Source organism: Hymenobacter sp. BRD128 (assembly GCF_013256625.1).
GTDB lineage: Bacteria > Bacteroidota > Bacteroidia > Cytophagales > Hymenobacteraceae > Hymenobacter.
This window is the reverse complement of sequence record NZ_CP053908.1, coordinates 3,906,459-3,921,247: the sequence shown is the minus strand read 5'-3', so window position 1 is coordinate 3,921,247 and position 14,789 is coordinate 3,906,459. Positions and strand designations below refer to the sequence as shown.

At 57.6% G+C, this 14,789-nt stretch carries 9 protein-coding genes and 2 pseudogenes; 4 read left to right on the top strand and 7 right to left on the bottom strand.

All coding sequences use genetic code 11. From position 1 onward, the window contains the following. Positions 1–32: 32 nt before the first annotated feature. Positions 33–2,866: pseudogene (uvrA, locus tag GKZ68_RS17415) on the bottom strand (excinuclease ABC subunit UvrA). 469 nt (positions 2,867–3,335) lie between these two features. On the opposite strand from uvrA, the gene GKZ68_RS17410 reads away from it, so the two are divergent. From GKZ68_RS17410 to GKZ68_RS17400, 3 genes are all read left to right on the top strand, one after another. Then, on the top strand, positions 3,336–3,755 hold the full coding sequence (locus tag GKZ68_RS17410) for a hypothetical protein (protein ID WP_173117012.1): 420 nt from the start codon (positions 3,336–3,338) through the stop codon (positions 3,753–3,755). An 85-nt stretch (positions 3,756–3,840) separates the two neighbouring features. After that, the gene (locus GKZ68_RS17405) at positions 3,841–4,287 is read left to right on the top strand and encodes a hypothetical protein (RefSeq protein WP_173117010.1); all 447 of its coding nucleotides are present in this window, start codon (positions 3,841–3,843) and stop codon (positions 4,285–4,287) included. A 473-nt stretch (positions 4,288–4,760) separates the two neighbouring features. Continuing rightward, complete coding sequence (locus tag GKZ68_RS17400; protein WP_173117008.1) at positions 4,761–5,660, top strand: hypothetical protein; 900 nt, start codon at positions 4,761–4,763, stop codon at positions 5,658–5,660. Between the two features lie 132 nt (positions 5,661–5,792). Here the strand turns inward: GKZ68_RS17400 and GKZ68_RS17395 are convergent, their stop codons facing one another. Together GKZ68_RS17395 and asnS are read right to left on the bottom strand one after the other, a co-directional pair. Continuing rightward, entirely contained in the window at positions 5,793–7,418 is a 1,626-nt protein-coding gene (locus tag GKZ68_RS17395) for an FAD-dependent oxidoreductase (RefSeq protein WP_173117006.1), read from the bottom strand. Between the two features lie 131 nt (positions 7,419–7,549). After that, entirely contained in the window at positions 7,550–8,953 is a 1,404-nt protein-coding gene (gene asnS, locus GKZ68_RS17390) for an asparagine--tRNA ligase (RefSeq protein WP_173117004.1), read from the bottom strand. A gap of 172 nt (positions 8,954–9,125) precedes the next feature. Between asnS and rpoN the strand changes: the two genes are divergently transcribed. Beyond that, a complete protein-coding gene (rpoN, locus tag GKZ68_RS17385; protein WP_173117002.1) occupies positions 9,126–10,739 on the top strand; it encodes an RNA polymerase factor sigma-54 in 1,614 nt (537 codons plus the stop codon). A 1,060-nt stretch (positions 10,740–11,799) separates the two neighbouring features. On the opposite strand, the gene GKZ68_RS22780 is transcribed toward rpoN, so the two are convergent. The 4 genes and pseudogenes from GKZ68_RS22780 to GKZ68_RS22775 form a co-directional block, all read right to left on the bottom strand. Further along, the gene (locus tag GKZ68_RS22780) at positions 11,800–12,051 is read right to left on the bottom strand and encodes a transposase (protein WP_367949175.1); all 252 of its coding nucleotides are present in this window, start codon (positions 12,049–12,051) and stop codon (positions 11,800–11,802) included. Then, entirely contained in the window at positions 12,021–12,527 is a 507-nt protein-coding gene (locus GKZ68_RS17375; RefSeq protein WP_173116998.1) for a hypothetical protein, read from the bottom strand. Before GKZ68_RS17375 ends, GKZ68_RS22780 begins: the two co-directional genes overlap by 31 nt. A gap of 138 nt (positions 12,528–12,665) precedes the next feature. Beyond that, complete coding sequence (locus GKZ68_RS17370; RefSeq protein ID WP_173116996.1) at positions 12,666–13,688, bottom strand: glycosyltransferase family 2 protein; 1,023 nt, start codon at positions 13,686–13,688, stop codon at positions 12,666–12,668. Between the two features lie 204 nt (positions 13,689–13,892). Further along, a pseudogene (locus GKZ68_RS22775) lies at positions 13,893–14,420 on the bottom strand (IS1 family transposase); the annotation flags it as partial. Positions 14,421–14,789 lie beyond the last annotated feature (369 nt).

The window sequence follows — 14,789 nt, the reverse complement described above, 5'->3', positions numbered from 1 at the left end:
AATGGCGCTTTTGTTGGTCAGCAGGTTTTTGCCTACGCGTAGACGCTCGTTTTCAGCTCTTCGGCCAGGAAGCGGCTGGTGTGGCCCTTGCCGCTCTTGGCCACCTGCTCGGGTGTGCCCTGGGCCACGATGGTGCCGCCGCCCGCGCCGCCCTCGGGCCGATGTCGATGACGTGGTCGGCTACCTTAATGAGGTCTAGGTTGTGCTCAATGATGAGCACCGTGTTGCCTTTGTCGGCGAGCTTGTGCAGCACGTCGGCCAGGTGGCGAATGTCCTCGAAGTGCAGGCCGGTGGTGGGCTCGTCGAGGATGTAGAAGGTCTTGCCGGTGTCCTTTTTGCTGAGTTCGGTGGCGAGCTTCACCCGCTGGGCCTCGCCGCCCGAGAGCGTGGTAGCCTGCTGGCCCAGCGTGAGGTAGCCCAGCCCCACATCGGCCAGGGTCTTGATTTTACGCAGGATGCGCGGCTGAAACTCAAAGAAGTCCACGGCCTTCTCTACCGTCATATCGAGCACGTCGGTAATAGACTTGCCCTTAAAGCGCACTTCCAGCGTTTCCCGGTTGTAGCGGCGGCCTTTGCAGGTTTCGCAGGGCACGTGCACATCGGGCAGGAAATTCATCTCGATGGTGCGGATGCCGGCGCCCTCGCAGGTTTCGCAGCGCCCGCCCCGCACGTTGAAGGAGAAGCGACCGGGGCCGTAACCCCGGATTTTGGCCTCCGCCATCTCGGCAAAGAGCTGCCGGATTTCGGTAAACACGCCCGTGTAAGTAGCCGGATTCGAGCGCGGCGTGCGGCCAATGGGCGACTGGTCCACCTCAATCACCTTGTCAATCAGCTCCAGGCCTTCGAGGCTGCCGTAGGCTAGCGGCTCGCGGTGCGCGTTGAAAAAGTGCTGGTTCAGAATCGGGTACAGCGTGTCGTGGATGAGCGACGACTTGCCCGAGCCCGACACGCCCGTGACGGCAATGAGCTTGCCGAGCGGGAATTTGGCCGTTACGTTCTTGAGATTGTGGCCCTTGGCGCCTTTCAGCACCAGGAAGCTGCCCTCGCCCTCGCGCTTCTTTTTGCGCAGCTCGATATTGCGCTTGCCGCTGAGATAGTCGGAGGTGAGCGAGCCCGAGTTGAAAATGGCGTCGGGCGTACCCTCGGCCACGATGTGGCCGCCGTGGATGCCCGCGCCGGGACCGATGTCGAGCACGTGGTCGGCGTGCAGAATCATATCCTTGTCGTGCTCCACCACAATCACCGAGTTGCCGATGTCGCGCAGGTGCTGCAAGGCTTTGATTAGCCGCTCGTTGTCGCGCTGGTGCAGGCCGATGCTCGGCTCGTCCATGATGTAGAGCACGCCCACGAGCTGGGTACCAATCTGGGTGGCTAGCCGGATGCGCTGGCTTTCGCCGCCCGAGAGCGTGCGCACCGAGCGATGCAGGCTGAGGTAGTCGAGGCCCACTTCGAGCAGGAAGCCGATGCGCTTGCGAATTTCCTTGAGCAGTTCCCTGGCAATGAGGTTCTGGCGCTCGCTCAGGCGGTCCTCCAGTCCTACAAACCAGGCAGCCAGCTCATTGATATCCAGCACCGACAGCTCACCGATGTGCCGGTCAGCCAGCTTGAAGTGCAGGCTTTCTTTTTTGAGGCGGTAGCCCTCGCACACCGGGCAGGTCTGGGCCTGGGTGTACTGCTGAATCCACTCGCGGATGGAATCAGAGTCGGACTCCATCTGGCGGCGCAGGAAGGGAATGATGCCCTCAAACGGCTCGGTGTAGAGCGCCTTGTTGTCGTCGGCCTCGTCCTGACTGATGCCGTGGAGCAGACGTTGCAGCAACTCAACGGGCAGCTTCTCAATTGGCGTATTCAGGCTGGCCTTGTGCTTTTTGAGAATGAGCTGCAGCTGCTGAAAAATCCAGATGTCGCGGTACTCGCCCAGCGGTGCAATCGCGCCCCGGCTGATGCTCAGCTTGGGGTCCGGAATCACGGTCTCCTCCGTTATCTGCTGCACCTCGCCTAGCCCCGCGCAGTGCGGGCAGGCGCCGTAGGGCGAGTTGAAGCTGAAGGTGTTAGGTGCCGGGTCGTCGTAGGCGATGCCGGTGTCGGGGTCCATTAGAAAGCGCGAAAAGAACTGCGGCTGGGCCTTTTTGGCGTCGGGGTCGAGCACCAGCAGGGTGCCTTTGCCGTGCGTCAGGGCGTTCTGCACCGAGCCCGAGAGGCGGAAGCGGTCCTCTTCCTTCACCACGAGTCGGTCAATCACAATTTCAATATCGTGAATCTTATAGCGGTCGACCTGCATCTTGGGCGTGATGTCGAGCAGCTCGCCATCCACGCGCACCTTGGTGAAACCCAGCTTGGCAATCTTCTGAAAATCTTCGCGGTAGTGGCCTTTGCGGCCCTTTACCACGGGAGCTAGCACGATGAGCTTTTTGCCGTCGTAGTGCCGCAGGATGTAGTTGATAATCTGGTCGTCGCTCTGCCGAATCATCTTCTTGCCGGTAGCGTAGCTATAGGCTTCGGCAGTGCGGGCGTAGAGCAGGCGCAGGAAATCGTATATCTCGGTGATGGTGCCGACCGTGGAGCGCGGGTTGCGCGAAGTCGTTTTCTGCTCAATCGAGATAACCGGCGAGAGCCCCTCAATCTTATCGACATTGGGCCGCTCCAGCCCGCCCATGAAGGAGCGCGCGTAGGCCGAAAACGTCTCCATGTAGCGCCGCTGGCCCTCGGCATAAATGGTATCGAAGGCTAGCGACGACTTGCCCGAGCCCGAAATACCGGTAAAAACCACCAGCTTGCCGCGCGGAATTTTCACCGACACGTTTTTGAGATTGTGCTCCCGGGCCCCGTACACTTCAATGTAGGGCGCTTCGGCGGCGGCGCCCAGGTGCGGGCCGGCGGCCGGCGGCGGCAGGCTTTCGGGGTTTGGTGCTGCGCGGCCACGGCTAGCCCAGCTGGCGCCGGCTGGCTGCCCACGGGCAGGTTATGCTGCTTGTCAGGCGCTTGTTTTTCAGCTACTTCAACCAGACTGCCAGCGGCAGCGTTGGTTAGAATTTCGGCGGCGGGAGCGGCAGATTTAGCCGCTTTCTTGGGTGCGGCCTTGGGTGGTTTCGGAGCGGAAGCAACGGGAGCGGTAGCCGTTTTTTTAGCCATGCGGGCAAAGTCGGAAGAACAAGCAAAGGTACGGGAATGGCCGGCCGGGGGCGGCAAAAACTAAACGTCTTGCCCAGCGGCCGACAGCGGGCCGACTGACACTAACAACCTTAGTCGGTGATTGGTGCGGAACGGCGCGATTTCTCTTTCTTTGCCTGACTAGCGGCTGGCAGCGGCGGCTATTTATCTTTTCTCTTCTACGTATGCCCGTCCTTTTTCGCTTTCCTGCCTTAGTAGGCTTATTTTTCAGCGCTGGATTGCTGCTGAGCAGCCCGGCCGCCTGCGCCCAAACGGCCGTCCAGCCGGGGACGCCCGCCGCGCATGGCTACGATTTCCTGACGGTCACTACCATCGAATCAGGTAATGAACGCGAGTCTAAGCTTCTGCTAAGCCCCGCCTTCGAAGAGCAGGCCGAGATACCGCTTGCTAATGCCAGCTTGTATTCGCTCTCAAAGGACGACTTTCAAAAGCTGAGTCGGAATACGGCCACTATCAACCAACTGCTGAGCCGGATAACTGTGGCTGGCTGGGAGCTATTTCAAGTATACCCGCTAGCCCCTCCAAACGGGGCTTCGAGTACGCCTCCCATTATCCGCTACCTTTTCCGCAAAGCTAAAAGCTGAGCGGTTGCGTATAAACCAGCCTACCCCTTTCTGGCACTTGGCACCGTCCTTGCACAAATGGGGAACATACCTTATTTCTTTTCCCATGACCCTGCTTCAAAAAATGGCTTCGCTCGGCATTCTGGGCGTGCTTGGCTTTGCCGCCACCCCGGCCCATGCCCAGATTAATGTCAACATCAATACGGCCCCGCCGGTAGTAGTGGGCGCCCCGGCCAACGCCCAGTACTACTACATCCCGGAGGCCAATGCATATTACGACGTGCCGGCCCGCCGCTACGTGGTGCAGCGCAACGGTAAGTGGGGCCGCTACGAGCGCCTCGATGGGTACGATGCTCGCAATTTTCATCCGCAGTACATTGAGTATCGCGGCGATTCGCCCTGGATGTATAACCGCGGCGGCAACCCCCACGGCATGCCCCCCGGCCAGGCCAAGAAACTGTATCGGGATGGGCGCGACCGCGACGACCGTGACCATGACGACCGTGACCATGATGATGACCGCGGGCATGGCCATGGCCACGACCGCGACTAACTATCGCAAAATACAGCCTGCCAAAAAAAGCGCCCGACGGGCGCTTTTTTTGGTGATGGGCCAACTGGCAACATGGTCGGGCTTATCGAATGATATCGCTTTGAGGCCCCGGTTTTGAAGAGAGTATCCTGTTCAGCTCTTTTCTCCTTTTCAACCATGAGCACCGCCCGCAGTTTTTCGCTTTTGCATCCAGGGCTATTACTGCGCTGGCTAGCCCTGCCGCTCGTGCCCGTCGGGCCGGGACCACGATGCCCGCGGCCGTGACCGGCGCTAGCCCTCTGGCGCGAGGCTGCCGGCAAGACCTGCCTTTAATAGGGCTTTTTTAAATGGTCCTGAGTGCTTTATTTTATAGTGATTAGTCGGCACATTTGCCCGGCCTGGCCGTTCAGCAGGGCATTCTATCGTCAGGGCTTATAACCCGGCACTCTACTTGCACTTAGGATAGCCAGACATTTTTTCGTTCTTTATCAACCATGAAATTCCGCCTCCCTTTTCTTGCTTTCGCGCTGGGCTCTGGCTTGGCGCTGACTGCCCCCACTGCCGCGCAAGCACAGGTGAGTGTGGGTATTAACATTGGCCTGCCACCCTGGGGGCCAGCCGTGCCCCGGGGCACACAGTACTACTACATTCCGGAGATTGACGGTTACTATGACATCTACAATGGCGTGTACATCGTGTTTGATGGCCTGCAGTGGATTCAGATGCCTTATCTCGACGGCTACGACCCTTATTATTTTCATCCGGTGCCGGTTAGCTACGTGGGCGCGCAGCCTTGGCTCTATATCGGCACCTACCGCGAGCGTTATCCGCAGTACGTGACCGTGTACCGGGGCGGTGGCTACGGGGGCAGCGGCCGCTACTATGGCCACGACTATGGCGCCGGCCGTGTGTATGGCTACGACCGCGGCGGCTACGGCGGGCGCCCTGGTAGTTATGACCATGACCGGGGTGACTACGGCGGGCGCCCTGGTGGTTATGACCATGACCGGGGTGGCTACGGCGGCCACTCTGGTGGCGACGACGATGACCATGACCACGGGGGCGACAACCGCGACCATGACCGGGGCGGCGGGCACGGTGGTTACGGCGGCGGGCGTGGTGGTTACGGCGGCGCGCCGGGCTACCCTGGTGGTGGTAGCCGCCCCGACGGGGGCGGCTTTGGCGGGGGGAGCCGTCCGGGTGGCATTCCCGGCGGGGGCATGCCGGGCGGCGGCTACGGTGGCCGTCCTGGTGGTGGCGGCAACCCCGGCGGCGGCATGCCAGGGGGTGGCTTTGGTGGTGGACGCCCCGGCGGGGGTATGCCGGGCGGGGGTGGGCAGCCCACTAGTCCTAACGGCGGCAATGGGGGCGGGGGTGGCCGTGGCCGCCGCTAGCCGCTACAGCACCAGCACTACCCTGTTCAAAAAAGAGGCTGCTCCCATGTGGAGCAGCCTCTTTTCTTTGAGTAAAATTCTCTTGAGCGTAGCGTACTGCTCTTTTGTTCTACGGCCCGGCCCCAGGCAGGCCTAGCCAACGCTACCAGCCCAGTCTACCCCGGCCCGCACGGCGGCGGGGGTAGGCAGCAAATTTTTGCCGAGCCGCTCGGCGATGTAAATCATGTCGGCATCTCGGCTCATGCCAGCGGCGGCTATAATGCGGTTTTCCAGGACGTAGAAGGCCAGAAAATCCTGCTTGGCTACGTCGCCCTGGTAGATAATTTCGTCCCAGCGCTCGGCGTGGCCGGCGTAGCGCAGGCTTTTACCATACTGCTGCGTCCAGAAGAAGGGCGCGGCGGTGAATTTTACTTGCTGGCCCAGCATATTGCGGGCGGCCGTTTGGCCGTGCTGCTGGGCCACGCGCCAGTGCTCGATGCGCGTGGGCTGGCCGGTGGCCGCCAGCGGAAAGCGAGCGATGTCGCCGGCCGCATACACATTTTCAGCAGCCTGCAAAAAGGCATCGACGGCTAGCCCGCCGTCTTTCTCCAAAGCAAACGCCTGAGCCAGAAAGTCGGTGGCCGGGCGCACGCCCACCCCCAGCACCACCACTTCCGCAGGCAGCAGTTGACCGGTTTTCAGTTGCACGCCGGTTATGCGGCCGCCCTCCCCTAGCAAGGCCGTTACTTCAGCTTCGGTTTCAAACTTTACGCCTTTCTCCTCGTGCATTTTGCGGAACATGGCCCCGATTTCCGGCCCTAGTATTCGTTCAAAAGGCATTTTCTCCTGGGCAATAACTGTCACCTGGCGGCCTTCGCTGATGAGGCTGCTGGCGGCTTCCATACCGATAAAGCTGCTGCCGATGATAATAAGTTGTTTTGCGTCTTTCGTGGCGGCCAGCAGGTGGTCGGCGTCGGCCTGGGTGCGCAGGGGCAGCACGCCCGCCAAGTCGTGGCCAGGCAGCTTGGGTAGCCGGTTGGGCGTGCCGCCGGGGGCTAGCAGCACCTGGTCGTAGTGCAACGGCGGCTGGCCTGCCAGCTCAATTTCCTGGCTAGCCAGGTCGAGGCCAGTGACGCGGGTATTGGTTAGTAATTCAATTTTTTGCTGCGCGTAAAACTCCGGCTGGCGTAGCGGCATCGTTTCGGCCTTGGCCTTGCCGGCCAGGTAGGCTTTGCTGAGCTTAGTACGGTCGGAGGGCAGTTTTTCATCGGCTGATACCAGTACCACGCGGCCCGCGAAACCCTCGCGGCGCAGCGCCTGGGCCGCAAACTCGCCGGCGGCCCCACCGCCCACGATGACGAACGTGCGGGTATCGACCGGCGCCCCAACGGGAGCCGATGGCTCGCCGCCCACCTCGGCCGTGGGCGTGGCGGTGGGGTCGTCGGTGCTGGCGGGAGGGCTGGCGGGCACCTGCACCAGGATGCGCCCGTTGGCCTCGCGCACGGCGTAGGTGGGCAGGTCGTCGAGGGCAGGCGGCTCGCAGAGGTGGCCGTTTTCGACCTTGAAGCAGGCGTGGTGCCAGGGGCAGATGAGGCGGCCGTCCACGACTTTGCCTTTCTCAAGCGGCGCGCCGTAGTGCGGGCAGTTGGGCGCCAAGGCGTGCACCTGGCCCTGCTGCCGGGTCAGCAGCACCTTGGGGCCATCGTTGGGCGTAGGGAAGGCTTTCAGCGCGCCTTCGGGCAGGCTAGCGGAGTCGGCAAGGTCGCGTTCGGGAGACATCGGAGCAGCGGAGGTTGAACTAGCTGGCTGAACGAGTAGCACTCACCCCAAGTTGCGGCGCTCTACATGCAAAAAAGAGCGCCCCGCTAAGGGCGCTCTTTTTGAAATCGTTTAGAATGGACCAGCCAGGCTTAAAACTCCGCGTTCTTGGGAAAGCGCGGGAAGGGGATGACGTCGCGGATGTTGGTCATGCCGGTCACAAACAGCACCAGGCGCTCGAACCCTAGCCCGAAGCCCGCGTGCGGCGCCGTGCCAAAGCGGCGCGTGTCGAGGTACCACCACAGCTCGTCTTCGGGCACGTGCATTTCCTGCATGCGGGTTTGCAGCTTCACCAGGTCTTCCTCACGCTGCGAGCCACCGATAATTTCGCCGATGCCGGGGAACAGCACGTCCATGGCGCGCACGGTGCGGCCATCGTCGTCGAGCTTCATGTAGAAAGCCTTGATTTCCTTGGGGTAGTTGGTGAGGATAACCGGCTTCTGGAAGTGCTTCTCTACGAGGTAGCGCTCGTGCTCGCTCTGCAAGTCGGTGCCCCAGTCCACGGGAAATTCAAATTTCTTCTTGGCCGATTTCAGAATCGCCACGGCCTCGGTGTAGGTGAGACGCTGGAAAGCGTTGTCGGTCACCGACTTGAGGCGGGTCAGCAATTCCTTATCGTAGGTATCGTTCAGGAATTGCAGGTCGGCGGCGCAGTGCTCCAGGGCATACTTCACCAGGCTCTGGAGGAAGTCCTCGGCCAGGTCCATGTTATCGGCCAGGTCATAGAAGGCCATTTCGGGCTCTATCATCCAGAACTCGGCCAGGTGGCGGGCGGTGTTCGAGTTTTCGGCCCGGAAAGTGGGGCCGAAGGTGTACACCTGCCCCAGCGCCATCGCCGCTAGCTCGCCTTCGAGCTGGCCCGATACGGTAAGGTTGGTTTGCTTGCCGAAGAAGTCCTGGCTGTAATCCACGGAGCCATCTTCGGTGCGCGGCGGGTGCTCGGGGGGCAGCGTGGTCACCCGAAACATCTGGCCCGCGCCCTCGGCATCGGAGCCCGTGATGATGGGCGTGTGCACGTAGTAGAAGCCGTGCCGGTTGAAGTAGTCGTGGATGGCGAAGGCCAGCGCGTGCCGGATGCGCAGCACCGCCCCGAAGGTGTTGGTGCGGGGGCGCAGGTGGGCAATCTCGCGCAGGTGCTCCAGCGAAGTGGCTTTCTTTTGCAGCGGGTAGGCCTCGGGGTCAGCGGTGCCGAGCACCTCGATGGAGGTGGCCTGCACCTCTACCGACTGGCCCTTGCCCTGGCTAGCCACCAGCTGGCCGCGCACGGCTACGCACGAGCCGGTGGTTACTTCCTTCAGGCTTTCTTCGGGAAACTTCTCAGCATCAGCCACTACTTGCAGCGTGGCGAGGCCCGAGCCATCGTTGAGCGCGATAAACTGCACATATTTGTTGCCCCGGCGGGTGCGTACCCAGCCCTTCACCAGCACTTCGCGGTTGAGGTCGGTACTCGTGAGCAGGTCTTGGATGCGGGTGCGGCGGAGTTGGTCGGCAGGCATAGGCAGTAAGCAAAAGGCAGTTGAGCTGGCAAAGGTAAAGCCCCTGCCGGGCTAGCGCCGACTAACCCCAATTGGAATTTGCCAGTACTAGGGTACGTCCAAGCCCGCGCCGGCTACGTATTGTCTTTCTTCATTCACTGTTAATTGTCGCGTTTCATTCTCGCTTCTTCTTATGCAACGCCTTGACTTAAAACAACTTCTTTCCCAACGCCTCTCGCCCCAGCAGATTCAGTTCATCAAGCTGCTGCAAATACCAACGGCCGAGCTGGAAACGCGCATCAAGGAGGAAATGGAGGTGAACCCCGCGCTGGAAGAAGGTGATAGTGAAGACGCTGACGAGCGCGACGACAGCGATGCCGATGACACGCCCGAGGCCGACGACCCCAACGACTCGCTCGACAGCGACGACACTACGCTCGATGAGGACTTTAGCGGCCCCAGCGAGGCTAGCGACGACAGCGCCGGCCCCGACGACTACGCCGACGAGCGCCCCGAGCCAGCCGCCGAGCCCGAGGCGCTGGGCATCGACAACGACAACCACGACATCGACATCAGCGACTACGTCAACGACGACGAGATAGCGGGCTATAAAATGCAGGGCGACGGCCCCGGCGACGAGGAAGAGCGCGACATGCCCCTGGCCGACACCAGCGGCTCGCTGCAAGACTCGCTGCTCGACCAGCTGCACTTTGCGCAGCTCGATGAGCTGGAACAGGCTATTGGCGAGCAGCTTATCGGCTCGATTGATGGCGACGGCTACATCCGGCGCGACCTGGCAGCCATTGCCAACGACCTGGCGTTCAGCCAGAATATCGAGGCTAGCGAGGCTGAGATTGAGGCCGTGCTGCGCGTCATTCAGCAGTTCGACCCGCCGGGCATCGCCGCCCGCGACTTGCCCGAGTGCCTGCTGTTGCAGCTGGAGCGCCGGCCCCAGGACGAGGCTACGCTGAACGCCGAACGCATTCTGACCGAGACGTTTGAGGAGTTTACCAAGAAGCACTACCAGCGCATTCAGCAGAAGCTCGACCTCGAAGACGACGAGTTGAAGGAGGCCGTGGCCGTTATCCTGAAGCTGAACCCCAAGCCGGGCGGCAGCGGGCCGGTGAGCGGCGGCAAGGGCAGCGCCGGCGGCGCCCAGTACCTCATGCCCGACTTCATCCTCACCAACGACAACGGCGAGCTGAACCTGACCCTGAATGCCCGCAACGCCCCCGAGCTGCGCGTGAGCCGCGATTACCGCGAGATGCTCCAGACCTACGACAAGGCGGCCAAAAAGGACCAGAAAATGAAGGAGGCCGTGAGCTTTGTGAAGCAAAAGCTCGACTCGGCCAAGTGGTTTATCGATGCCATCCGGCAGCGCCAAAACACGCTGCTGCGCACGATGTCGGCCATCGTGGAGCGCCAGCGAGAGTTCTTCCTGACGGGCGACGACTCGAAGCTGCGGCCCATGATTCTCAAGGATATTGCCCAGGCCATCGGCATGGATATCAGCACCATCAGCCGCGTCGCCAACTCTAAAAGCATCCAGACCGAGCACGGTATCTACCCGCTCAAGTTCTTCTTCTCGGAAGGCATCGCCACCGACTCGGGCGAGGACGCCAGCAGCCGCGAGGTAAAAAGCATTTTGCGCGACCTCATCGGCAACGAGAAAAAGGACCACCCACTGAGCGACGACAAGCTGGAAAAAATGCTAAATGCCCGCGGCTACAACATTGCCCGCCGCACGGTGGCCAAGTATCGCGAGCAGCTCAACATTCCGGTGGCCAGGCTGCGCAAGGAGCTGTAATCTTGCTTTGCAATTTATTTCTGCGCCCTACTCTTAATCGAGAGCATGAGAATAATTATCATTAGCTCCCACTAGTTAAAGAGAATGCGTGGTCATGAAGTAAATGACTGTCAATAGGCCGTGGTCGCGCCGCGCTTATCGGGAAAGGTCACAGATTGCGGCGTCATTGCCAAAAATAACCGCCTATTTTTCAATGCCGTCGTTTGCATGCGTACCGACGTACCGTGAGCCGATTTGCCGGCCCGCTTCGGTAAAGCCAATTAAGTGTGCCGTCGGTTCTGGTGCCTGGCCCAAAAAGGGGCGTGGGAAGCGTTATTTAAGGTGTTAAAAGCCCCGGACCTGGACTGGGGCATGTTCGATTCGACGGCACTGCGCGCCCATCGACATGCAGCAGGCCAAAGAAAAGCGCCCCATCACCAAATACCTGGGCCGTAGTCGCGGCGGGGGGAGCACCAAAATTCACGCTTGGCCCGACGCCTTTTGAAACACCGTGCGCCTGCTGGCCATCGGCGCCTAAGCCGGAGATAGCATGAAGGCCCTGCCCTTGCTCACAGGCTTGAATCCAAGTAAAGTACTGGCTGATATGGCCTAAGATAGCGACAAAACCCGCGCCTGTTGTGCCCAGCATCATATTTAAGCTGTCATTGCTAATCGTCTCAACCAGCTTGAACCGGCCGAATTAGATACCAAAACCTACCGCGACCGCAACAAAATCGAGCGCGGCCGCTTGAAGCAGTACCGGCGCCTGGCCACGCGCTACGAAAAACCGTCGCTTCATTTTTGGCCCTTTGGCATATCGCTACGGCCCTCGACTAGCTGCGCTGATTGTCCTCACTCCCTAGAGCATTTCTGCGGTTAGTGTATGGTTTGGGCAGTATATTTTATGCATGAAGGCCTGTTCCAATGATTTGCGCGAGCGGGTAGCAGCGGTATGTGCTGAGCCTGGCTTCGCGCAAACGGTCGTTGTCGCCCGGTTTTGTGTCGGTTTCGTTTGTCGAAAGGCTGGGCTACTGCCAGCGGGCGAACGGGTCTATGGCCGCACTGCCCCACCGCAGCGGCTTCACCTCTCGACGCGGCGGCTCGCGCGGAGTTGGCGACTTGTCTGCGCCAGCAGCCCGGTCAGGTGGTGCACCCGTAGGTTATCGAGGACTAGCACGTCCCCGCGCCGTAATTGCGGGGCCAGGATGCGCGCGATGTATAGAGCGAAACTGTGCTGATTCAAGGCTCCTTCCAGCACCTGTACCCCATGTAGCCCGTTCACGGACAAGGCGTCAATCAGCGTCAGCGAGCAGGTAGGGCGGCGCAAGGGCACGGCCCCACCCACGCGCCGGCCGCCCCGAGCTCGGCCGTAACGCCGGTATAGTCCAAGCGCAGACCGATCTCATTGAGAAAGTGAAACCGCCCTACGTCCACACGCGCCGCGATGGCTTCGACATGCTGCTGGCGCAACAGGCCCACGCGTTCAGTTTCCCGCTCAGTGGCATGTAGGCTTTTTTTTGCGCCGCCGCCCGTGCTCGTCGAGCACGCGCCAAAGAACAGGTAAACACACGGGGCATCCCCGGCGGCTACCCAAGCCGTGCGCAATTTGGCCAGCGTCTGGTCCGGCCTCTGCTTCACCTGAACCACGAGCCAGATGTGCGCCGCCGCGTCGAGGTAGCGGGCGCGGTCGCCCCGGCCGGGCCGCGCAGCCACAGGGCCCGTGTGCCGCTGACGGCGCAACAGCTTGCCCACAAAGGCCACACTCACACAGAAACGAGCCGCCACCTGTACCTGTCGGGCACCTGGCACGGCACACGCCTGCACGATGCGCTGGCGCAAATCCAAAGAATAAGCTTGCCTAGCAGCTAGTTACGCAAGGCACCCAAAAGCAGCTACACCGTTCACTAATCCACTATATCAACCCTCTACCTCTTCTCTAGTAAAATGCTACGCTGATTTAGCTATTTCTTCTACAATAGACAATTTAAAAGGGAATTTACTCGAACCAAATGATGGTTTAAAATACTTAAGCATCACTTTTTGGTATTTAAGTGAATATTTTGTCCCGTTCATAAAGTGGGTGTGATTTATTTTTGCTCCTTCACCTCTAAAAGGCATTAAAAATATATTTGTCATAAAATTTACGATATATAAAACATTAAAAATAAATACCCCAAAATACCCATGTTGCTTAAAAATAAGCAATAATACAGACAGGAAATTTTGACGGTTATTGTACTCCCATTGATTAGTATTAGCACTCGACACACCGCCAAGGTGAATAATATTTGCATCTGGCGTATACATCAAACGGTAACCATTATCAACAATGCGGTAACACAATTCTATTTCTTCGCAATACATAAAGAAATCCGGGTCAAAAGGCTTGACTTTTTCAACCACTTCCCGGCGCAATAGCATAAATGCACCTAACATGGCTTGAATTGAATGCTCTTTCTCATGCATCGCTTCCATATAACCATTCTTTCGATATTTGCTTAGACCCAGTTTCGAAGCCGTAAAACTAAAAATAGAATTGCTAAGCAAAACCGATTTGAGACCAGTGCGGTAGTCAAATGCTGACCTTTGCATACTGCCGTCGAGTGACAGAATTTTGCAGCCTACTCCAGCTAAATCTTTCTCTTGCTTATGCATATCCATGTACTGAATACACTTAGCAACTCCATCTCTCAGATTGATAGTATCAGTATTCAATATCAACAAGTACTCTCCTGTTGCAATTTTAATTCCGAGGTTATTACCCCTTGCAAAACCTGAATTTTCAGAATTTTTAATTAAATTTATTAATGGAAATAACCGCTTGAATTCTTCCGGGTCACATTCTACGGATGCATTATCAACTAATATAACCTCGAAATCCCAATCCCAATTACTGCTATAAATGTCACGCAAACAATCACAGGTTACAGCAAAAGTATTGTAATTTATAAGTATTATTGAAAATTTCATGTTACACATTTTTCAAGTAGAAACTTATGATATTATTTAAACTCTCGATTTTGATTATCCCAAATATCGAAAATGTTCATTCGATTCATTTATAAATTTATGTCGAATATCTGGTGACAGCATGAATTTTAGTGAGGTTTAGATTGTAAGCATCAATGCAAAATTGAATTTATATTTGATGCATACTATGTAACTTGTAAAACATTATAATTTACGCGCTAGCACGCCACAGCGCTGGCGCAATGCGCAATTCAGCGGTTCTACGATACTAGTTGCCCCACTGCCTTTGGTACTTGAGCGGTGCGCGGCAATCGGCAACACCTTGGCGTAGGTTTCCCGTTCATCTGTATAACAAACAGTATGCTGCTGATAACGAGCCGGAAGAGCTTGACATAAACGTTTTACCGTGGCTGTACCTCGACAACCGAGCACCCAGGCCCCGATGTGCCAGGTTGCCCGCTCTACCACTCGCCAGAGCCACATCTTATCCTTCCGCCGACCTACAAACGTCCACATCTCATCTAATTCTAAATCAGTCAATTTGTTCAGTAGCTCCGCCGGAAGCGGACGACTGGCTTTCGCTTTTTTTACCAGTTTCGCAACCGTCATGCGCGCTACCCCGGTTGCCCGCACAATGTTACGTTGCGAGTTACGCTCGACTAACAGCTTGGTAACCTGCTCGTAACAAACAGTCCGTGTAATTTTAGCAGGAGACAGTACTGCCTGGTGTCGGCATTCTGTACACTAACATTTTGCTTTACCATTGCTCGAACCATTCTTACCAAGGGCAGAAATGCCGCATTTTGCGCACTTTAACATTATTTTAAATATATAAGCAAATACGACTCACCAAGACTTAGGTCATTACCGAATAATTTTCATAAATCAAAACTAAAATATATATTTAAAACCATTTATTTAGATATACTATTTAGCAGACAAAACGTAGAGTTAGTGAATAGTAAGCTACATACAAAATTACTATACTTAGCCCTGATTTGCAGTGCGCGCACAGCAATTTATAGAGCATTTTTTTGGCAACCTTCGCATAAATATAAATTAAATAATTTATATTTATGCGAAGGTCTTAGCTCAATACTT